The 21,423-nt window shown below is 45.1% G+C and carries 20 protein-coding genes; 18 read left to right on the forward strand and 2 right to left on the reverse strand.

Features of this window, described 5'->3' with window-relative positions; translation table 11 throughout:
- The first annotated feature begins 94 nt into the window (after positions 1–94).
- The 12 genes from Q0230_RS03035 (at position 95) to Q0230_RS03090 (ending at position 11,862) form a co-directional block, all read left to right on the forward strand.
- Entirely contained in the window at positions 95–673 is a 579-nt protein-coding gene (locus tag Q0230_RS03035) for a hypothetical protein (protein ID WP_298608033.1), read from the forward strand.
- Positions 674–798: 125 nt separating this feature from the next.
- Positions 799–1,362: a chalcone isomerase family protein gene (locus Q0230_RS03040; RefSeq protein ID WP_298608035.1), complete on the forward strand. Its 564-nt coding sequence runs from the start codon at positions 799–801 to the stop codon at positions 1,360–1,362.
- The gene (locus Q0230_RS03045; protein WP_298608037.1) at positions 1,362–1,991 is read left to right on the forward strand and encodes a phosphoribosylanthranilate isomerase; all 630 of its coding nucleotides are present in this window, start codon (positions 1,362–1,364) and stop codon (positions 1,989–1,991) included. The genes Q0230_RS03040 and Q0230_RS03045 overlap by 1 nt, the downstream gene beginning before the upstream one ends.
- A 149-nt stretch (positions 1,992–2,140) precedes the next feature.
- Complete coding sequence (gene trpB, locus Q0230_RS03050; protein ID WP_298608215.1) at positions 2,141–3,325, forward strand: tryptophan synthase subunit beta; 1,185 nt, start codon at positions 2,141–2,143, stop codon at positions 3,323–3,325.
- A complete protein-coding gene (gene trpA / locus Q0230_RS03055) occupies positions 3,322–4,125 on the forward strand; it encodes a tryptophan synthase subunit alpha (RefSeq protein ID WP_298608039.1) in 804 nt (267 codons plus the stop codon). The genes trpB and trpA overlap by 4 nt, the downstream gene beginning before the upstream one ends.
- A 16-nt stretch (positions 4,126–4,141) precedes the next feature.
- On the forward strand, positions 4,142–5,032 hold the full coding sequence (gene accD, locus Q0230_RS03060; protein WP_298608218.1) for an acetyl-CoA carboxylase, carboxyltransferase subunit beta: 891 nt from the start codon (positions 4,142–4,144) through the stop codon (positions 5,030–5,032).
- Positions 5,029–6,327 (forward strand): bifunctional tetrahydrofolate synthase/dihydrofolate synthase, encoded by a 1,299-nt coding sequence (gene folC, locus Q0230_RS03065; RefSeq protein ID WP_298608041.1) that lies wholly within the window; start codon positions 5,029–5,031, stop codon positions 6,325–6,327. Before accD ends, folC begins: the two co-directional genes overlap by 4 nt.
- Before the next feature lie 59 nt (positions 6,328–6,386).
- Complete coding sequence (locus tag Q0230_RS03070; RefSeq protein ID WP_298608043.1) at positions 6,387–7,673, forward strand: SPOR domain-containing protein; 1,287 nt, start codon at positions 6,387–6,389, stop codon at positions 7,671–7,673.
- Positions 7,674–7,694: 21 nt separating this feature from the next.
- Positions 7,695–8,249 (forward strand): CvpA family protein, encoded by a 555-nt coding sequence (locus Q0230_RS03075; protein ID WP_298608045.1) that lies wholly within the window; start codon positions 7,695–7,697, stop codon positions 8,247–8,249.
- A 105-nt stretch (positions 8,250–8,354) separates the two neighbouring features.
- On the forward strand, positions 8,355–9,860 hold the full coding sequence (gene purF / locus Q0230_RS03080; RefSeq protein ID WP_298608047.1) for an amidophosphoribosyltransferase: 1,506 nt from the start codon (positions 8,355–8,357) through the stop codon (positions 9,858–9,860).
- On the forward strand, positions 9,796–10,488 hold the full coding sequence (locus Q0230_RS03085; protein ID WP_298608049.1) for a L,D-transpeptidase: 693 nt from the start codon (positions 9,796–9,798) through the stop codon (positions 10,486–10,488). Before purF ends, Q0230_RS03085 begins: the two co-directional genes overlap by 65 nt.
- A gap of 192 nt (positions 10,489–10,680) precedes the next feature.
- Positions 10,681–11,862: an O-succinylhomoserine sulfhydrylase gene (locus Q0230_RS03090; RefSeq protein ID WP_298608051.1), complete on the forward strand. Its 1,182-nt coding sequence runs from the start codon at positions 10,681–10,683 to the stop codon at positions 11,860–11,862.
- 72 nt (positions 11,863–11,934) lie between these two features.
- On the opposite strand, the gene Q0230_RS03095 is transcribed toward Q0230_RS03090, so the two are convergent.
- Positions 11,935–12,855: a porin gene (locus tag Q0230_RS03095; protein ID WP_298608053.1), complete on the reverse strand. Its 921-nt coding sequence runs from the start codon at positions 12,853–12,855 to the stop codon at positions 11,935–11,937.
- A gap of 339 nt (positions 12,856–13,194) precedes the next feature.
- On the opposite strand from Q0230_RS03095, the gene Q0230_RS03100 reads away from it, so the two are divergent.
- From Q0230_RS03100 to Q0230_RS03120, 5 genes are all read left to right on the forward strand, one after another.
- Positions 13,195–13,587 carry a MerR family DNA-binding transcriptional regulator gene (locus tag Q0230_RS03100; RefSeq protein WP_298608055.1) on the forward strand — a complete coding sequence of 131 codons (393 nt, stop codon included), beginning with the start codon at positions 13,195–13,197 and terminating at the stop codon, positions 13,585–13,587.
- A gap of 57 nt (positions 13,588–13,644) precedes the next feature.
- Positions 13,645–14,769, forward strand: coding sequence for a thiolase family protein (locus Q0230_RS03105; RefSeq protein ID WP_298608057.1), 1,125 nt, complete (start codon positions 13,645–13,647; stop codon positions 14,767–14,769).
- On the forward strand, positions 14,769–17,090 hold the full coding sequence (locus Q0230_RS03110) for a 3-hydroxyacyl-CoA dehydrogenase/enoyl-CoA hydratase family protein (protein ID WP_298608059.1): 2,322 nt from the start codon (positions 14,769–14,771) through the stop codon (positions 17,088–17,090). Before Q0230_RS03105 ends, Q0230_RS03110 begins: the two co-directional genes overlap by 1 nt.
- A gap of 2 nt (positions 17,091–17,092) precedes the next feature.
- Positions 17,093–18,883 carry an acyl-CoA dehydrogenase C-terminal domain-containing protein gene (locus Q0230_RS03115; RefSeq protein ID WP_298608061.1) on the forward strand — a complete coding sequence of 597 codons (1,791 nt, stop codon included), beginning with the start codon at positions 17,093–17,095 and terminating at the stop codon, positions 18,881–18,883.
- A gap of 133 nt (positions 18,884–19,016) precedes the next feature.
- Positions 19,017–19,700, forward strand: a complete 684-nt coding sequence (locus tag Q0230_RS03120; protein WP_298608063.1) for a DUF4124 domain-containing protein — start codon at positions 19,017–19,019, stop codon at positions 19,698–19,700.
- On the opposite strand, the gene Q0230_RS03125 is transcribed toward Q0230_RS03120, so the two are convergent.
- Positions 19,605–20,309 carry a YggS family pyridoxal phosphate-dependent enzyme gene (locus tag Q0230_RS03125; protein ID WP_298608065.1) on the reverse strand — a complete coding sequence of 235 codons (705 nt, stop codon included), beginning with the start codon at positions 20,307–20,309 and terminating at the stop codon, positions 19,605–19,607. The genes Q0230_RS03120 and Q0230_RS03125 overlap by 96 nt on opposite strands.
- Positions 20,310–20,361: 52 nt before the next feature.
- On the opposite strand from Q0230_RS03125, the gene Q0230_RS03130 reads away from it, so the two are divergent.
- Positions 20,362–21,396: a type IV pilus twitching motility protein PilT gene (locus tag Q0230_RS03130; protein ID WP_298608067.1), complete on the forward strand. Its 1,035-nt coding sequence runs from the start codon at positions 20,362–20,364 to the stop codon at positions 21,394–21,396.
- Positions 21,397–21,423 lie beyond the last annotated feature (27 nt).

Here is a 21,423-nt window from a genome sequence, read left to right on the forward strand (position 1 = left end):
GCATCAATTATCTGAACCACAGAAGTTTTTAAGCGCAGGAATGTTATTGTGGCTATATACAAAGCATAGCTACATTATAACTCGGAGAAATGCTATGAACGCCATCACTCGGTATCTACCTCTACCTAAGGTCTCCAAAGCTTTTACAAATCTGCAAACGGGTGCGCGCGCCCAAATGCATGCAGGTAGCGAGCGTTTAGCTCAAGCACGTAGCTTCTATGCACTCTCTGCTCAATTAGAGGCCTTCGAATCGGGTATACAACATAGCAAGCTACAGCTCACCGAAGTGGTTGCGAAAAAAATCCATTTGCGCTTTCGACTTGCAGCTTTAAAGCCTGAAACAGATTTAGGGTTACAGCAGTCTTATAATGCTTTGCATTTATATGAAATGCGCTTAGTAGCTTATTTAAGAAAAGCGGGTCAATCCTTAAAGACCTTTAATACAGAACTGCAGGAATTACGCGCTCATCCTGAGTTAGAAACTGAAGAGCGTGCCAGCCAGTGCACTGCATTGGCGAAGCAAATCCAATTAATGCAAGACGAACGTTTTGCTTTAGAAAAAGAATTAGCTCAATTCACTGAAACTCAACCAGTGTTAAACACCGATCTAGATCAAACTAGCCAAAAGAGCAATCCTTGGTTAGGGCGGATTCGTAGTTGGTTGCCTGCCTAATTTAATGCAGTTTATGCCTGATTTTTCCTAAAGGTTGAGTGCGCTGAACCTTTAGGGGGATAGGCTAGTCAAATTGTTCTCCAACGTGTTATAGATAAGCTGGATTACCATAAGGAGGAGAACCTATGAACACAGTGATGCATCGTTTGTTTAGCGCCGCGCTAATGCTGTTGCTTTTATTACCTCTCACGAGCCAAGCCGCGGATAATTTCCCTGCCAAACAAAATTTTGCAGGGCAAGCGTTAACCTTGAATGGCAAAGGGGTACGTAGTAAATTAGTTTTCAATTTATATACAGCCGGTTTGTATGTCACTACACCCAGTAAAGATGCTAATGCTCTGTTAGAGGCTAAGCAGCCTTTAGCGCTACGTATGGAAATTACTTCCAGTATGATTACCAGCGAGAATATGGAAGAGGCGGTACGGGAGGGTTTCCAAAAATCGGCTGGCGCTAATCTGAATGCACTTCAACCGAAGATTGAAAGTTTGATTCAAGTCTTCAAACAGCCGATCAAAGAAGGTGATGTCTACGATTTCGTCTATAAACCTCAAAATACCATTATCATTAAAAACGGTAAGAATGCAGCGACTATTGCTGGGGCTGATTTCAAACAAGCTTTTTTCGGAATTTGGTTAGGTGCCAAACCCGTTCAAGCTAATTTGAAGAGTGCTTTATTAGGAGGCGGTTAGTGACAGCTCGTTGTCGAGTGAAAGTCTGTGGAATTACCTCAGTTGCTGATGCCTTAATGGTATCAGCGGCTGGGGCGGATGCCTTAGGCTTAGTGTTTTATCCAAAAAGTAAACGCAATCTGCACATTGAGCAGGCGACAGAAATTTATAGAGCTGTTCCGCCTTTTGTAGCTACGGTGGGGTTGTTTTTGGATGCAGAAGCAGAGTTTGTACAAGCCGTGTTGGCTGCAATGCCTTTAAGTTTGTTGCAGTTTCATGGCTCAGAATCCCCTAGCTATTGTGCTCAGTTTAAGCGTCCTTACTTAAAAGCAGTTGGCATGAAGGGTATCGCTGCTTCAGGTGGTTTTAAGGCTTATGCGGATCAATATCCAGATGCTCAAGGCTTTTTAGTGGATAGCCATGCACCAGGTGCCGCAGGTGGAACGGGCGAAACCTTTGATTGGACGCAAGTGCCACAAGATTACCCAAAACCCATTATTTTAGCAGGTGGTTTAAGCCCCGAAAATGTTGCTGAAGCGATTCAGGTCAGTCGTGTTTATGCGGTTGATGTGAGTAGTGGCGTCGAGATTAGCCCGGGCATTAAAGATGCTGCTAAAGTTCAAGCCTTTATTCAAAATGCTAGGTTTTGAGTTTCAGTATTTAATTCTGGTTAGCAATTCAGATAGCTAGCTTGCAACATAGCAGGCTAGCTACTCTTATGGTAACTTAAGCTCCTTTCTTTTTTCTGCCGATTTCCTAGGAGCAGCTCGTGAAGTTCAGCGAATTTAACTGGAACGCCATGCCGGACGCAGCAGGGCATTTTGGCGCTTACGGCGGGCGTTTCATCGCAGAAACGCTGATGGAGCCGATTTATCAATTAGAGCAAGCTTATAATTCTTTAAAGAATGATCCTAAATTTCAGGCTGAGTTTGATTATGATTTAAAGCATTATGTAGGCCGACCCAGCCCCCTGTATTTTGCCGAGCGCCTAACCCGTGAATTAGGTGGTGCGAAGATTTTCCTTAAGCGTGAAGATCTCAATCATACAGGCGCGCATAAAATCAATAATACGATTGGTCAAGCCATTCTTGCTAAGCACATGGGCAAAACGCGCATTATTGCCGAGACAGGAGCAGGTCAGCATGGTGTAGCTTCTGCCACGATTGCAGCGCGTTTAGGCTTAGAGTGTGTCGTGTATATGGGTGCCGAAGATGTGAAACGTCAAGCACCGAATGTATTCCGTATGAAGCTATTGGGTGCCACCGTTGTACCCGTTCATTCTGGCTCAAAAACCCTCAAAGATGCTTTGAATGAAGCGATGCGTGATTGGGTCACGAATGTCGACAATACCTTCTACATTATTGGCACAGTGGCAGGCCCGCATCCTTATCCAGCGATGGTGCGTGATTTCCAATCAGTGATTGGGCGTGAAGCCCGCCAGCAAATTTTAGAGCAAGATGGTCGCTTGCCTGATGCCTTGGTTGCTTGTGTCGGTGGTGGCTCGAATGCAATTGGCTTGTTCCATCCTTTCTTAGCGGATGAGTCTGTTGCAATTTATGGGGTGGAAGCTGCTGGTTCGGGAATTTCTACGGGTAAGCATGCTGCACCTCTAACGGCTGGCAAATCCGGTGTTTTACATGGAAATCGTACCTATTTGATGGAAGACGATAATGGGCAAATTATTGAAACCCATTCGATTTCAGCCGGTTTGGATTATCCAGGGGTAGGGCCTGAACATTCATGGTTAAAAGATTTAGGCCGTGCTCAATACGTAGCAGTGACTGATGCTCAAGCGATGGAGGGTTTCCATACCTTGACTCGTAAGGAAGGCATTATCCCAGCGCTTGAAAGCAGCCATGCGATGGCTTATGTAATGGAGCTAGCGCCCAAAATGCCTAAAGATCAAAGCATTATTATGTGCTTATCCGGTCGTGGCGATAAGGATATTAATACGATTGCACGCTTAGAGGGGATTACACTATGAGCCGGATTGCAGCCTGTTTTCAAGCGCTCCAAGCGCAGGGTAAAACAGCCTTAATTCCTTATGTAACAGCAGGTGATCCACATCCAAGTATCACTGTACCGCTCATGCATCAAATGGTGGAGGCGGGCGCTAGTATTATTGAATTGGGTGTGCCCTTTTCTGATCCAATGGCAGATGGCCCAACGATTCAGTTAGCGCATGAACGCTCTTTAGTACATAACACTAGTTTGACTGATATTTTAGCTATGGTGAAAGAGTTTCGCCAAACCAATCAAACGACGCCGGTGGTGCTAATGGGTTACTTAAATCCCATTGAAATGATGGGTTATGAGGCTTTTGCTAAAGCTGCACAAGCAGCGGGTGTTGATGGCGTCTTAACGGTTGATTTGCCACCCGAAGAGGGTAAAGAAGTCTTACCGCTCTTTAAAACGCATGGTTTAGACCCTATTTTCTTAGTTGCACCGACGACGCCAGCCCATCGAATGCAAGCAATTGCTGAGGCAGCTAGTGGTTTTATTTATTATGTCTCGCTGAAAGGGGTGACGGGTGCGAATACTTTAGATACTGCTGAGGTTGCAGCGCGTTTGAAACAAATGCGTGAATATACGCAGTTGCCTTTAGGTGTGGGGTTTGGGATTAAAGATGCCGCGACCGCGAAGGCAGTTGGCCAAGTTGCCGATGCAGTAGTAGTTGGTAGTGCCTTGATTAAACAAGTGGAAGCAACCCCTGATGATCATACCGCGATTATAAAAAATATTAGTGGCTTGCTAGCATCCATGCGTAGCGCTTTAGATGCTTGAATAAAAGGTAAATGAAATAATGAGTTGGTTTGAAAAATTGCTGCCCTCGCGGATTCGTACAGAGTCTGGGTCAGCAGAAAAAAAATCCATTCCAGAAGGGCTTTGGCGTCAATGTCCTGAATGCCAGTCGGTATTATATAAAGCCGAATTAGAGCGCAATAATGAAGTTTGCCCGAAGTGTGAATTTCATATGCGCATTTATGGGCGTAAGCGTCTAGATATTTTCTTAGATAAAGAAGGACGTGAGGAAATCGGTGCCTCGGTTGGCCCTACTGATATGCTCAAATTCCGTGATACTAAAAAGTACAAAGATCGTATTGTCGCCGCACAAAAAGAAACCGATGAAAAAGACGCTCTGATCGTGATGAAAGGCAGTGTGTGTGGCATTCCAGTGGTCGTAGCAGCTTTTGACTTTCGTTACATGGGTGGCTCGATGGGGTCAGTTGTAGGTGAGCGTTTTGTACGTGGTGCGCAAGCTGCGATAGAGGCAAAAACAGCTTTTGTATGCTTCTCAGCCAGTGGTGGGGCGCGAATGCAAGAAGCACTGTTCTCTTTAATGCAGATGGCAAAAACCAGTGCCGTCTTAACCAAGTTAAGTGAAAAAGGCTTGCCCTTCATTTCAGTCTTAACTGATCCGACGATGGGCGGTGTCTCAGCCAGTTTTGCGATGTTAGGCGATATTCATATTGCTGAGCCAAAGGCTCTGGTTGGATTTGCAGGGCCTCGTGTCATTGAGCAAACAGTCCGCGAAACTTTGCCCGATGGTTTCCAACGTAGTGAGTTTTTATTGCAGAAGGGGGCGATTGATCTAATTGTGCATCGGAATAAGCTGCGCGAGACTATCGCTGATTTGCTCGCTATTTTGCAGCATCGCCCTAATCCTAATCCCCAACCTGTACCGGCGTGAGTAGTTCAGCTCCACTCGGTCAGGGTTTAGCGGAGTGGCTTGCTTGGCAAGAGACTCTGCATGTATCCACGATTGACTTAGGTTTAGAACGTATTGCTAAAGTGGCAACGCGTATGCAGCTACTTAAGCCAGCTTTTCCGATTATTACCGTGGCGGGCACCAATGGGAAAGGTTCAACTGTCGCCCTCTTAACTAGTATTCTCCACAGTGCTGGCTATCAAGTCGGCTCTTATACCTCGCCCCATATTCTGCGCTATAACGAACGCATCACTTTAAATAGTCTACCGGTTGAAGATGAACTATTAGTAAAAGCATTTACGGCGATTGAGTTAGCCCGTGAGCAGATTTCCCTAACCTATTTTGAATTTGGTACTTTAGCCGCTTTGTGGATTTTCGCTGAAACGAAAGTCGATGTCGCTGTGCTAGAGGTGGGTTTAGGTGGACGCTTAGATGCTACTAATCTGTGGGATGCAGATGCGGCCATTATTACTGCGATTGGGATTGATCATGTTGAATGGCTAGGGCGTAACCGCGAAGTGATTGGGCGCGAAAAAGCCGGAATTGCTAAAGCGGGTAAACCTTTAATTTGTGGTGACCCGAACCCACCCCACAGTATTCGCGAAGTAGCAGACGAGAAGGGTGCTCAACTTATACAGTTAGGTGAAAATTTTGCTTTAGAAAACCTCACAACGGAAGGCTTTTCAGTCCGTCTCAAACCGACAGAGGCAGCTAGTGAGGCAAGATGGCAGGATTTACCACGCCCTAGTTTGCAAGGCCAAGTGCAATTAAATAATGCAGCCTGTGCAGTCGTGGCTTTGCATTGTTTAGCTAAACGCTTGCCACAAGTGGATTTTTTGGCTTTACAACAAGGCTTACGCAATGCCACGCTAGCCGGTAGGTTACAAAAGTTACAAAGCCAACCCGATATTTGGATTGATGTCGCACATAACCCTCATGCGGCTGAAAACTTAGCAAATTGGCTAGAAAACAATCCAATTGCTGGGAAAACTTATGTGATCTTTTCTATATTAGCTGATAAGGATATCGATGGTGTTATTCGGCCTTTACAAGACAAAGTAGACGAATGGCATCTATTTCCGCTAGATTCTCCCAGAGCTACTTCTCTTACCGCCCTTGAATCAGCGTTTGTCTCTGCTAGTTTAACTAATTTTCAAGTTTATTCTGACATTCGTCATGCTTGGAAAACCGTAACTCTGCAGACTGCGTCTATAGATAGAGTGGTGATTTTCGGATCATTTCTGGTAGTATCCCAAGCGTTAGACGGTATTTTTTAAGTGCTGCGAGCGCAAACCCTCGGCGCATTTGAGTGTATTAATTAAGGAGTATCGGGACAATGGACAACAAGTCAACAACCAAACGCATGATTGGTGCAGTCGTATTAGTATTAATTGCTGCATTATTATTAGCGTGGTTGCTAAAAGGTAAAAACCGGCCAGCTGAACAGAAGGATCTGATCGCTGAGCAAACTCAGGAGTCGACACCCATTCTAGGTTTCCCGGGGGTTAAAGAAGAGAATGCACAAAATGGCGAAAGTTTAGCTGCAGCTAGCACTGCTACTACTGATCCAGCTGTACAGCCAGCAGGTGCTAATCAGGAATATGCGATCGGCTCGACCAATGCAGGTGCTGGCACACCTACCTCTGCAGGTGGTACTACCGCTACGACTGATCCAGCTGCTCAGCAACAAGCACAAAGTGTATTAGGTGCTCAAGATCCGAATGCTAGTATGCCGATTGCTGATCCTAACTCTACGAACACTCCAGCAGGTGCTGGTGCTGGCACAACAGCAGCTAATGAGCAAGGAGCTGGAGCAGGTGTAGTCGCTGCAGCGACTGGGGCAGCAGCAGGTGCAGTTGAAGCGGGTAAGCAAGCGGTTCAAGGTGTCACAAGCCAAATGCAAAGCGATACCACCGGTTTCCAAGTGCGTGATCCGAAAAAAGGCGAAGTTCGTGAGGTTGTGGAAAATGGCCAAAAACAACCAGGCGTCGGTAGCATGGGGGCGAATGCAACGGTAGCGGCTGGTAATAATGGTAAAGCTGCTAGTGGTGAGGCTGCTAAAACGGCTGGTGGTAATGAAACTGCTAAAGTAGCAGCTTCCGGTTCTAGTGCAGGCGCTAATAAATTAGCTGCTGGTAGCAATAATTCAGCAGGCAATGCTAGTAACAAAGATCGTCCAGCTGTTTCTTCAGGTGAATTGAAGCCTGAAAATCCACGCTTAGTCAATGAGCGTCCTGTTCCAGCTCCAGTAGCACAACCACGTAATACCAATACGGCTAGTGCTACCCGTCCTGCTACCGTGGAGCGTGCAACTACAACTGCTGCTCGTCCTGTTGAAAAGCCAGTACCTACAATCACTGCTGCTAGTTCTTCAGCTAGTGGTTACGTGATCCAAGTTTTAGCGACTTCAGATAAAGCGAAGGCAGATGGTATTAAGTCGACTATGAGTGGTGAGGGCTATCCAGTGTTCGTGGCTAGTGCGAAAGTGGATGGTAAAACAGTTTATCGGGTGCGTGTTGGTACTTATCCGGGTAAAGGTGATGCAGCAGCCGTTCAAGCTAGAATGAAGGCTCGTTATGCACAAAATCAATATGTGCAAAATAGTTTTGTGACCAAGAACTAATTTGTAAAGGCTAAGCCACGTATGCAACCTTCTGCTGATCTTGTAGATTTAGGCATTATTGTTTTAATTGTGTTATCTGCGTTGATTGGTTTGATACGTGGCTTTGTCCGTGAAGCGGTGTCGCTAGCTACTTGGATAGCTGCCGCTGCTTTTGCTTTCCTCTATGTTCGCCCCTTAGCTGCCCAACTACCTTTTGCTGTGCAAAGTGAGGTAGTACGTTTAGGTATTGCGTTTGCCATTATCTTTTTCGGGGTTTTGGTGGCAGGTGCTATCATTAATTATCTATTTAATGCAGCCATTTCTGCGATTGGTTTAGGTGGAGTAGATCGCTTTTTTGGTGGTTTGTTTGGCGCTTTTCGTGGGGCTTTATTAGTCACTCTGTCAGTTGTCTTATTAGGCTTAACCAGTCTACCTGCTAATGCTTGGTGGAGGGATTCGCGTTTATTGCCTTCTTTTGAGTTAGCTGCTGTAAAATTAAAAAACTATATTCCTGCCGATGTGTCTAACTTCTTAGAAAAAGGTGCTGCTAATCATTTACCTGCACAACAGCCTGCACCTACCGAGCCTGCTCAATAATTCAAACGAATAAACTTGATTTAATAGCAGAATAGCGCTGTGCATGGCTTTTCTTAGCCAGAAGGGTAAAATGCCGTTTTGTTTCTGTAGTTGGGTCAACTGCGTATGTGTGGAATTATTGGGATTGTTAGTCAAGAGCCAGTGAATCAAGCGCTCTATGATGGCTTAACCGTCTTACAACACCGAGGTCAAGATGCAGCAGGGATTGTCACTAGTGATGGTCGTAAGTTGTATCTCAGACGTGATAATGGCCTAGTGAAGGAAGTTTTCCTTGAGCAGCATATGCGCAGCCTTATAGGTAAGATGGGCATTGGGCATGTACGTTATCCAACGGCTGGCTCTTCTTCTTCTGCAGAAGCACAGCCTTTTTATGTGAATAGCCCGTATGGGATTTCACTAGCGCATAACGGCAATCTCACTAATGCAGTTGAGTTGCGCAAAGATCTGTATATGCAAGATCGTCGGCAGATTAATACTAATTCTGATTCCGAAATCCTGTTAAATGTATTCGCTCAAGAGTTATTGAAGCAAGATGCTTATCATGTCCGCCCCGAGGATATTTTTTCAGCAGTTGCTGGAGTGCATCGTCGGTGTAAAGGGGCTTATGCTGTAGTGGCAATGCTCACTCGTGATGGTTTAGTTGGATTTCGCGATCCGAACGGGATTCGTCCGCTTGTTTACGGTATTCGGGAAAGCGCGCAAGGTAATGAATATATGTTGGCCTCTGAAAGTGTGGCCTTAGATGCGCAAGGCTATCGCTTAGTGCGCGATATTGAGCCGGGCGAAGCAATTTTTATCACCCATGACGGCAAAGTATTTACTCAACAATGCAGTGACAATCCACAATACAATACGTGTATTTTTGAGTATGTGTATTTCGCACGGCCTGATTCCATCATTGATAATGTATTCGTACACAAAACTCGTATGCGTATGGGGCATAAATTAGCAGAGTATATTCAACGCGTTTGGCCTGATCATGATATTGATGTGATTATGCCGATCCCTGATACCAGCCGGACTTCTGCTTTAGAAATGGCTTATACCTTGGGTGTGCCTTATCGTGAAGGTTTGATGAAGAATCGCTATATTGGCCGTACTTTCATTATGCCAGGACAGAAGTTGCGGAAAAAATCGGTTAGGCAAAAATTAAATCCGCTTCATGTAGAATTTAAAGATAAAAATGTACTCTTAGTTGATGACTCCATTGTACGTGGTACAACTTCAGAAGAAATCGTGCAAATGGCGCGTGATTCTGGAGCCAAGAAAGTCTATTTTGCTTCAGCTTCGCCACCTATTCGCTACCCGAATATCTATGGGATTGACATGCCGGCAGCGCGCGAGCTGATTGCCCATGAACGGACTGAAGAAGAGGTCGCTAAAGCGATTGGGGTAGATCGTTTATTCTATTTGCCACTGGGTGACTTAGTGGCATCTATTCAGAAAGGGAATCCGCGCTTGCGGAATTTTGATTGCTCCGTGTTTACTGGTGAGTATGTGACCGGTGAAACTGCTGATTATTTTGTCGAATTAGAGGCACAACGTAATGACCAACAAAAACAACAAACTTCGCTGCGCGATGCTGCCATTGACTTGCGCGATAGCGATTAGCCTATTTAGTATCAAGGTGAGTGCAGATAATCAAGTTTATAATCAGCCAGCTCCAGCTTTTGAACAAACTCCAGCTGAAGATGGAAATATCGCTGGCTTATTACAGGATCTGCAAAATCGTTTTCCAAATTACTCTACCCAACAAGTCATCCTGATTGATGCTAGTAATCAAAAGCTCTTGTTGATTGAAAACGGTCAGGTAACTAATCGGTGGGTGATTTCTACTGCTGAGGCAGGGTTGGGCAGCCGGAAAGGCAGTAATCAAACACCTTTAGGTGCTCATCGCTTAGCTCAGAAAATTGGTGATGGCGCACCTATAGGTACAGTGTTTCAAGCACGCCGTAATACTGGGCGTATTGCTAAAATTTTGACAGCTCCTGGTGCACGTAGTGGTGAAGATAATGTGACTACACGGGTTATGTGGTTGGATGGCCTTGAGCCTGGCAAGAATAAAGGTGGCGCAGTCGATTCTTATCAGCGCTTTATTTATATTCATGGTACAGATGAAGAAGGACGTTTAGGCGCTCCTGCATCACACGGTTGTATTCGTATGCGTAATCAAGATGTAGTTGATTTATATGATCGAGTCCACGAAGATACTCTGGTCTTCATCGCAGAACGTAAATAATTTGAGATTTAACTGTGTTAGCTAATTGGCAATTTACCTGTGTAGTTAGTTTATGGGGTAATCAAACTATGGATTTATCTGCGCTAATCCGTATTGCTAATCAACAGCGAATGAGTCAATCCTAACGAGATTGATGGGTTCAAATTATAAGCCGGGAACTCATCCCGGCTTTTTTATTTAGGGATTGAAAAAATGTATGAAATTGATGATTGGGAGTTTGAGACCTTAGCAGTACGTGCAGGTCATCAGCGTACTCTTGAAGGCGAACATGCAGAGGCAATTTTTCCTACTTCAAGTTTTGTCTTTGCAAGTGCAGCTGAGGCGGCTTCAAGGTTTGGTGGTACTGAGCCGGGCAATATTTATTCACGGATGACCAATCCAACCGTACGTTATTTTCAGGAGCGCTTAGCCGCTTTAGAAGGCGGAGAGAGTTGTGTTGCTACTTCTTCAGGTATGTCTGCCGTTCTCGCAGTGATGTTGGCTTTTTTGAAAGCGGGTGATCATTTAATTTGCTCGAATTCAGTATTTGGAACGACTACGGTTCTATTGCAAAATTATATTCAAAAATTTGGAGTTCAAGTCAGCTTCGTCTCGCTCACAGATTTGAGTGCTTGGGAGCAAGCTTTGCAGGGTAATACACGTTTACTTTTTGCAGAAACCCCATCTAATCCTTTGACTGAAATTGTTGATATTGGTGCGTTAGCAGATTTAGCACATCGTAATAATAGTCTATTAGTGATTGACAATTGTTTTTGCACACCTGCCTTACAGCGCCCGTTAGAGTTGGGTGCTGATATTATTGTGCATTCGGCTACCAAATACTTAGATGGGCAAGGACGTGCTTTAGGTGGCGCTGTTGTAGGTGATGCTGAGCGTGTAGGCAAAGACGTGTTTGGGGTCTTGCGTTCGGGTGGGGTAGCTATGAGCCCCTTTAATGCGTGGATTTTTTTAAAGGGTTTAGAAACTTTAAAAATTAGAATGCAAGCACATTGCCAGCAAGCTTTAATTTTAGCGCAATGGTTGAGTGATCAGCCTGACATTGAACGTGTCTATTATCCAGGTTTACCAAGTCATCCTCAGCATGAATTGGCAAAAAAACAACAGAGTGATTTTGGTGGAGTAGTCTCTTTTGTAGTCAAAGGCGGTCAGGAGGCAGCTTGGCGTGTTATTGACAATACACGGATGCTTTCAATCACCGCTAATTTAGGTGATACACGTAGCACGATTACTCATCCTGCTACCACGACACATAGCCGCTTAACTGCTGAACAGCGTGCAGTTGTTGGGATTGACGATGGTTTAATTCGGGTGTCAGTAGGCTTGGAAGCGGTTGCTGATATTCAACGTGATCTAAAACGTGGCTTAGATAATTAACCCATATCTAGCAGACATAAAAAAAGGATGCTTAGAGCATCCTTTTTTATAATCTTAAATACTAATTCTAACTTAGAAATCGTATTTCAGAGCAGCTTTCAACTTAGTAACTTCGCTAGTTTTGGTGCCCAAATCGTCATCAGTTTGTTGAGCTTCGAACCATGCAGAAGTTTTCTTGCCGATTGGCAGAGTATAACCAAGAGCGATACTAGTTGGTTTGTTACCAGCGTCTAAATCAGCTTGGCCATAAGCTAAGTAAGCACCAGCATAGCCTAAGTGTAAGTCGATAGAGTTACCAGTGTTGTCACGATCAGTATAAGCAAAGCCGTATTCTGCAGGACCTACTTTACCACCTAAAGCAACACCATAAGCTTTGCTAGTATCAGCAGCAGCACCGCTGAAATCTGCATCTTTATAACCAACGCCAACTTTCACAGGGCCTGCATCGAAGCTAGCACCAATTTCATAACCGTCGTTATAAGTATCATCACCTTGATACATGGTAGCGCCTAAGCCAACTTGACCCACAGTGGTGTCATAAGTTAGGGCTTCGCCAGTACGGCCAGTGTAAGTACCTAAGAAAGATGAACCCATACCACCAGCGTCCCAAGCGATATCCATTGGAGCGATAACAGTATTATAGAAGGTGTGATAGTCTTGACCGATACGTACGCGACCGAAACCGCCTTTCAGGCCAACATAAGCTTTACGAGTGCCTAATGCACCGTTTGAATTGTCAGCAGAGTCAGTATCAACACTGAATTCATAGTGGCCGAAACCTTTTAAGCCGTCAGCGACTTCAGTTTCAGCTTTAAAGCCCATACGTGAATACCAGTTTTGGAATTGTGTAGTAGAAGTAACACCATTATCAGTGTTATTAATACCAATACGTACAGAGCCATAGAAAGAAGTACCATCTTCAGCTTGAGCAGCGAAAGATGTCGCAGCTAAACTTGCCATTGCGATGGCGATTGTCAAATTTTTCAATTTCATAGTAATTTCCCATTCCACCGTTGCATAAACGCAGCGAACTGTATTATAAAGCCAACACTATCGAGACACAATTGTTATCCAAATAGTTTTTTCGATTTGGTAACCTAACTTACGAAAAACCTCAATCTTTCTATCACCTCAAGGCTTTTCGGCTAGCTCTATTATTCGTTAAAAACTTGCCTTTAAGCTCTGTCACCCTGCGTAACACTATGTAGCATAAATGACACTGTTGTAAAAGACCTACTTTCCTGATGAACGCAACATTTTACAGTTATTGCTTAAATTTAATCCTTGTTGACGTATACGTTAACTTATTCTAGTATTGGTCAAGAGGTGTTTATGCAGCAAAGACTTTGGACAATTTCTGAATTAGCACACGAGTATGAAATTAGTGCTCGCACCATCCGCTTTTATGAAGATAAAGGGCTATTAGAGCCGCAGCGGGTGGGGGCTAATCGAGTCTATAGTTATAAGGATCACGCACGTTTGAAGTTGATTTTGCGCGGTAAACGTTTAGGTTTCTCCTTGGAGGAGATCAGGGAGTTCATTGGTTTATATAATACTGAGCTTGATCCTGAGCAAACAGGGCAGTTGCAATTTTTGCTAAAGAATGTTCAGGAAAAAGTCAGTGTATTAAAACAGCAACAGCTAGATCTAGCGATGACACTCGCCGAATTAATGAAAATTGAATCAGAGTGCCTAAGCCGCCTAGAGGATGAAGCACACAGTTAGCTGCAGAATAAGCCCGTGGCTCCTCATTAATTCACGAGTAATGGATGGAGAGCAGAGATGAAACAAGTTGTGATTGCAGGTTATGCACGCACCCCGTTTACTTTAGCGAATAAAGGCGAGCTGGCTAGAGTTCGTCCTGACGAATTAGCTGCTACGGCAGTTAAAGGCTTAGTTGCCAAAACTGGCATTGATGGCAAAGAAATCGAAGATTTAATCATGGGTTGCGCTTTCCCTGAAGGGGAGCAAGGCTTAAACGTAGCGCGTTTAGTGGTATTTCTGGCAGGCTTGCCTATTTCTGTTGGCGGTGTGACCGTTAATCGTTTCTGCGGCTCCTCTATGCAAGGCATTCATCAAGCCGCTGGTGCAATTCAAATGAATGCGGGTCATGCCTTTATTTGTGCGGGTGTAGAGTCTATGACGCGTGTGCCGATGGCTGGCTTTAATCCTTCCCCTAATCCTAAGCTTTATGAAGAAACACCCAATGCCTATGTGAGCATGGGAATCACGGCTGAGAATTTAGCCAAGAAATATGGAATTTCGCGTGTTGATCAAGAAGCCTTTGCGGTGGCAAGTCATCAAAAAGCAGCAGCAGCACAGCAAGCGGGTAAATTAACCGAGGAAATCATTCCAGTTGGTGCGGTTTCCAAAGATGGTTGTATTCGCCCTGAAACCACCCTTGAAACTTTGGCTGGCTTAAAGCTCGCTTTCGATGAAAAGGGTACGGTGACAGCGGGCACTTCTTCACCTTTAACCGATGGGGCTTCAGCCACTTTAGTCTGTAGTGAGGAATTTGCTAAGGCGCATGGTTTACCAATTTTAGCTCGAATTAAAAGCATCGCGATTTCAGGTTGTGCTCCCGAAATTATGGGGATTGGCCCAGTGCTTTCTAGCCAAAAAGCTTTAGAACGTGCGGGTTTAAGCGCTAACGATTTAGACATCATTGAGCTGAATGAAGCTTTCTCAGCTCAGTCCTTAGCCTGTATTCGTGATCTAAATTTAGACTTAGCTAAGATTAACTTAGATGGTGGTGCAATTGCCTTGGGGCATCCTTTGGGCGCGACCGGTGCGCGTATTACCGGCAAGGCTGCAGCCTTATTAAAACGTGAAGGTAAACAGTTTGCCTTAGCTTCTCAATGTATTGGTGGTGGTCAAGGCATCGCAACTATCTTGGAGGCTGTGTAATGGAAATCCGCAAAGTTGCTGTCATCGGTGCGGGTGTGATGGGGGCTGGGATTGCCGCTCACATTGCCAATGCCGGTGTACCGGTTGTCTTACTCGATATTGTCCCTCAAGGTGCTACGAATCGAAATGTAGTGGCGGAAACCGCGGTTGAAAAATTATTAAAGGCTGATCCCGCTGCTTTCATGCACAAACGTAATGCGCGCTTGGTCACGACAGGCAATATTGAAGATCACATGAATCTGCTCGCTGATTGTGATTGGATTATTGAGGCGATTATTGAGCGCTTAGATCTCAAGCAAAATCTGTACAAGAAGATTGATGCGGTGCGCCGTGCAGATGCGGTGGTGTCTTCGAATACCTCGACGATTCCACTACATGATTTAGTCGCCGGCTTGCCAGCGAGTTTTGCTGAGCAGTTCATGATTACGCACTTCTTTAATCCGCCACGTTATATGCGCTTACTCGAAGTGGCTTCTGGTGCACAAACGAAGGCTGAAGTGGTTCAGCAAGTTAGTCAGTTCTGTGACCTTAAATTAGGTAAAGGTGTTGTCGGTTGTAAGGATAGCCCCGGCTTTATTGCTAATCGGATTGGTATCTATTGGATTCAAACCGCGATTTTAGAAGCGATGAATTTAGGGCTAACCGTCGAAGAAGCGGATGCTGTGGTTGGCAAGCCGATGGGTATTCCTAAGACGGGTGTGTTTGGCTTATCTGATTTAGTTGGCATTGATTTAATGCCGCATTTAATGGAGAGCCTGAAGCGTACTTTACCTGCTGAAGATGCTTTTCATGCTAAAGCGATTATTCCGCCTGTAATTAGTAAAATGATCCAAGAGGGCTACACAGGGCGTAAAGGGAAGGGTGGGTTCTATCGCCTTAACCGGGCGGGTAGCGAGAAGATTAAAGAGTCGATTAATCTACAAAGCGGCGAATATGGCAAATCTCGCGAAGGGCGTTTGGAAAGTGTTGCCAATACACGCAAATTAGCTGATTTAGTTAGCTATAAAGACAAAGGTGGCGAGTACGCTTGGAAAGTGCTAGCACAAGTTCTGAGCTATGCAGCCTCTTTAGTGCCTGAAATTGCGGACGATATTCACTCCGTCGATACCGCAATGCGTTTAGGTTACAACTGGAAATACGGCCCATTTGAGTTAATTGACCAGTTAGGGGCAAAAGCTTTTGCCGAGCGCCTAGCGGCTGAAGGTTCTGCCGTTCCGCCTTTGCTTAAATTAGCCGCTGAGGTGGGTAGTTTCTATCGGGTTCAAGACGGTAAATTGCAGTATTTAGCTACTACAGGGCAATACCAGGCTATCCAACGTCCCGCGGGTGTCTTATTACTCGAAGATATTAAGCGCACAAGCAAGCCTGTAGCGAAAAACGCTTCTGCCAGTCTCTGGGATATTGGTGATGGCGTCATTTGCTTAGAGTTCACCAGTAAAATGAATGCGATGGATCCTCAAATCCTCGCAATGATTCAGCAAGCAATTGGCATTGTTTCCAAAGATTATAAGGCTTTAGTGATTTATAACGAAGGCAGCAATTTCTCGGTAGGTGCTAATTTAGGTTTGCTGTTATTTGCAGCGAATATTGCTTCTTGGGATCAAATCGAGTCCATGGTGAAAGGTGGTCAAGATACGTATAAAGCTATGAAGTATGCACCTTTCCCGATTGTGGGCGCGCCTGCAGGCATGGCTTTAGGGGGTGGCTGTGAGGTCTTATTGCATTGTTCAGCACTACAAGCCCATGCTGAAACCTATATGGGCTTAGTTGAGGTGGGAGTGGGCGTTATTCCGGGTTGGGGCGGTTGTAAAGAAATGCTGCAACGTTGGGTTACAAATAAAAAACGCCCAGGTGGTTTGCTGCCGCCAGTTGTCAAAGTATTTGAAATGATTAGTACAGCGACCGTTTCTAAATCTGCACAGGAAGCCCAAGACTACTTATTCTTACGTCCTTCCGATGCAATTACCATGAACCGCGATCGTTTATTAGCCGATGCAAAAGCTAAAGCCTTAGCGATGGTGGAAGGTTATCAAGTACCTGAGCCGATTGAGTTGAATCTGCCTGGGGCTACAGCATGCACTGCGATGAGAATGGCCGTGAGTGATTTCCGTGCGATGGGTAAAGCCACACCACATGATGAAGTGGTTTCCAATGAGCTTGCTTATGTGTTAAGTGGTGGCTCCACTGATATGGTGGATAAGGTCAGCGAAGATCAATTGCTGCAGTTAGAACGCAATGCCTTTATGCACTTGGTGCGCAATAATAATACATTAGCCCGCATGGAAACCATGCTAGAAACGGGCAAACCGCTGAGGAATTAATCATGCCGACTTATCAAACACCTTTACGCGATATGCGTTTTGCTTACAGTGAGCTGTTTAATCCAGCGGATATTCAAGCATTACCCGGTTTTGAGGAAGTGAATAATGAGCTAGTGGAAACTATTCTTGCAGAAGCAGGAAAATTCTGTGAAAGCGTGCTCCAACCTCTCAATCGCTCCGGAGATGAAGAGGGTTGTCATTTTGATAATGGCACAGTGACGACCCCTAAAGGTTTTAAAGAGGCCTATCAAGCTTATTGTGAAAATGGTTGGGGAGCCTTAACGACTAGTCCAAATTATGGTGGGCAAGGCTTACCGAATACCGTGGGCACAATGGTTGAAGAGATTATCTGCGCAACCAATATGTCCTTCGGTATGTACCCTGGTTTGACACATGGGGCTTACAATGCGATTGAGCATTACGGCACAGACGAGATGAAAGCAATCTACTTGCCGAAAATGGTTGAGGGTGTGTGGAGTGGGACGATGTGTCTCACTGAGCCGCATTGTGGAACAGATTTGGGTTTGCTACGCACTAAAGCAGAGCCTCAAGTAGAGGGTAGCTATCGTATTACAGGCACTAAGATTTTTATCACTTCCGGTGAGCATGATTTAACCGAAAATATTGTGCATTTGGTGTTAGCACGTTTACCAGATGCACCTGCTGGTATCAAAGGTATCAGTCTATTCTTAGTGCCCAAGTTTCTCGTCAATGCGGATGGGTCTTTAGGTGAGCGCAATGCCGCGGTTTGCGGTGCGATTGAGCATAAGATGGGGATTAAAGCTTCCTCGACTTGTGTCATGAACTTTGATGCGGCAACTGGCTATTTGGTTGGTTCGCCCCATAAAGGCATGCAAGCCATGTTTGTGATGATGAATGCTGCTCGCCTCGGTGTAGGGATGCAAGGTTTAGGGATCTCTGAAGTCGCCTATCAAAATGCAGTGACTTATGCCAAAGAACGCTTACAAGGCCGTTCTTTAAAAGGCGCTACGCAACCGGATAAACCAGCTGACCCCTTAGTAGTGCATCCTGATATTCGTCGTATGCTGTTGACCATGCGTGCTTATACCGAAGGCAATCGGATGTTAGCGGTCTGGATGGCACGGCAATTGGATATTTCTTTGCATGCGACCGATCCCGTACAAAAGCAAACAGCTGAAGACTTTGTCGCGCTAATGACGCCGATTGTAAAAGCCTTTATGACTGATTGCGGCTCAGAGATTGCCAATCTAGGGATGCAGGTTTATGGCGGTCATGGCTTTATTCGTGAATGGGGGATGGAGCAATTCGTGCGCGATGCACGGATTTCGCAAATCTATGAAGGTACGAATGGCGTGCAAGCCCTCGATTTAGTAGGGCGGAAAATGCCAGCCCATCTTGGGCGCAATTTACGGCCTTTCTTCCATGAAGTAAGCCACTATTTAAGCGATAAGCAAGCTGATAGTCGCCCTGAAATTCAGCCGTTTGTGCAAGGCCTAGCCAAAGCGTTTGGACGTTTGCAAACCGTCACTGGCTGGTTAGCAGAAAAAGGCTTGTCTAATCCTGAAGAGGGGGGTGGGGCTGCGACGGATTATCTACGCTTATTTGCATTAGTGACTTTAGCTTATCTTTGGCTACGTGCCATTGAGATTGCTTTAGAAAAGCGTGCAGGTGATGAAGCTTTGTTCTATCAAGCTAAACTGGATACAGCGCGGTTTTATTATGAGCGACTATTGCCACAAACGGGAGCTTTAATGAGCATCATTATGTCAGGTTGTGGCAGTTTAATGAGTTTTAACGCGGAAGCCTTTTAAGATCTACCTAGCTCCTCATCCTTAGGTGAGGAGCTTATAATCATTTCATATCCATTCATCTGATCTATTTATACAAGCGAATTAGCTCTCCCTAGAATGAGACTTCATGTAACCCCTACGCGAAGTGTCAATCGTGCGAACCCTAGTCATTCTTAGTCTGTTATGTGTTATGACTTCAGCTTCAGCTGAAATCTATCGTTGGACCGATGCAAATGGTAAGCAAGTTTATGGTGATGAGCCACCGGAAAATGCACGTTCCATCCAAGCAGTTGATTTACCAGTTTTAACTGTAGCAGAAAGCTTTAAAGGTAAACCAAAACCGGTTGAAGCACAGGCCGCATCCAATCAAGCCCCAGTTGCAGAGGCTACAGCCAATCAGACCACTAATACTAGACAAGTTTTAAAAACTACCGATGAACCAGCTGCTGCTACGGGTTATGAAAATTTCAGCATTTTAGTACCAGGTAGTGATGAGGTTGTACGTTCTAATGGCGGTGATGTAAAAATCAAAATTGACCTGCAGCCTGCTTTGAAAAAAGGACATGGCATTGTTGTTTATGTAGATGGTCGCCAAGTAGGTGAAACTACCAATGATACTATTGATGTCACTGGCATTGATCGTGGCGAGCATAGTGTGTTTGCAGTCTTACATGATGCGCAAGACGCAATCTTAGGTAATACCGAAGCAGTGAATTTTACGATGATGCGTAATTCTTTAGCCTCAAGAACGAATACTCGCCGTGCTGACAGTTCTAGCGCCAAAGATAGCAGTACCAATACGGACGATAGTAGCACCCTCAGCAATAGCCGCTTCTAAGTCATTCGTCATACCCATCGATAAGGTATCGAGCTGAAAGCCATCACGATTTAGCTCTTCTAATAAACAGCGCACCGCCGCAAAGGCTTGGCGCTGTTTAGCAAAATCCTCCTCGGGTGCCGGAATAGCCATCAATCCCCGTAAATGCAGGTTCGGTAGTTTCTGCACCGCTCTTGCTAATTCAAAAACTTGCTCTCCTTGAACACCAGATTTGCTGTCTTCAGCACTGATATTGACTTGTAAACAAATCTGAATAGCTTGATCAGGTTGAGAGTTTTGTGCACTCAACCGTTCCGCGATTTTTAGACGATCGACGGAATGAACCCAAGTTGCTAGCTCTGCAATCTGTCGAGTTTTATTAGATTGAATCGGGCCAATAAAATGCCACTCAACGGGGTAAGCTGTTAAGTAGCTAGCTTTTTCAGCCATTTCTTGTGCGTAATTTTCACCCAAAGCCCATTGTTCTGCTTGTAAAGCTTCCTGCAAAGCAACTAAATCTTGATGCTTGCTCACCGCTAATAATTTAACGCTCCCTGCAGGGCGGCCATACTTAGCTTCAGCCGCACGAATGCGTTCTCCGATTATCAGAAGATTGTCTTTAATGGTCATGCTTTGTGTTAACTTTGATTAAATCCTAAAAATTATAAAAAACTTAGTAACGATGGATATTACTCAGCTCTTAGCCTTTGGTGTGAAGAATAATGCCTCTGACTTGCACTTGTCAGCAGGTTTACCCCCTATGATCCGGGTTGATGGCGAAATGCGTCGCATCAGCTTACCGGTGCTAGAGCATAAACAAGTTCATAGCATGGTGTATGACATCATGAATGATAATCAGCGCAAAGCCTATGAAGAATTTTGGGAGTGTGACTTCTCCTTTGAAATTCCTGGGATTGCGCGCTTCCGGGTTAATGCTTTTAATCAGGGTCGTGGAGCAGGCGCAGTATTCCGGACGATTCCAAGTAAAGTTCTTACCTTAGAGCAGTTGAATGCACCCACTAGTTTTAAGAAGATTGCCGATAATCCACGGGGTTTAGTCTTAGTCACAGGGCCTACTGGTTCGGGGAAATCTACCACCTTAGCGGCCATGATTGATTATAAAAATGACAGTGAATACGGTCATATTCTCACCATCGAAGACCCAATCGAATTCGTCCATCAAAGCAAGAAAAGCTTAGTCAACCAACGTGAAGTGCATCGCGATACCCGAAACTTCGAGGCGGCCTTACGCTCAGCGCTACGTGAAGACCCGGACACGATTCTAGTTGGGGAGATGCGTGACCTTGAGACCATTCGCTTAGCTTTGACTGCGGCTGAAACGGGTCACTTAGTGTTCGGTACTTTGCATACTACCAGCGCACCTAAAACCATCGACCGTATTGTGGACGTTTTCCCTGCTGCGGAAAAAGAAATGGTGCGCTCGATGCTTTCCGAGTCCTTGCAAGCGGTTATTTCCCAAACCTTACTGCGTAAACGGAATGGTGGACGGGTTGCAGCCCATGAGATTTTGATCGGAACTCGGGCAATTCGTAACTTAATCCGTGAAAACAAAATTGCTCAAATGCGCTCAGCGATGCAAACCGGTCAAGGTGATGGCATGCAAACTCTTGATCAGTCACTCCAAGCCTTAGTGATGAAAGGCATTATTGATAAAGAAACAGCACGTCGTAAAGCGGATAACCCTGATGCCATTTAAGTGCACAGGTATGAATGATTAGAAGGA

Source organism: uncultured Thiothrix sp., from assembly GCF_937876535.1.
GTDB lineage: Bacteria > Pseudomonadota > Gammaproteobacteria > Thiotrichales > Thiotrichaceae > Thiolinea.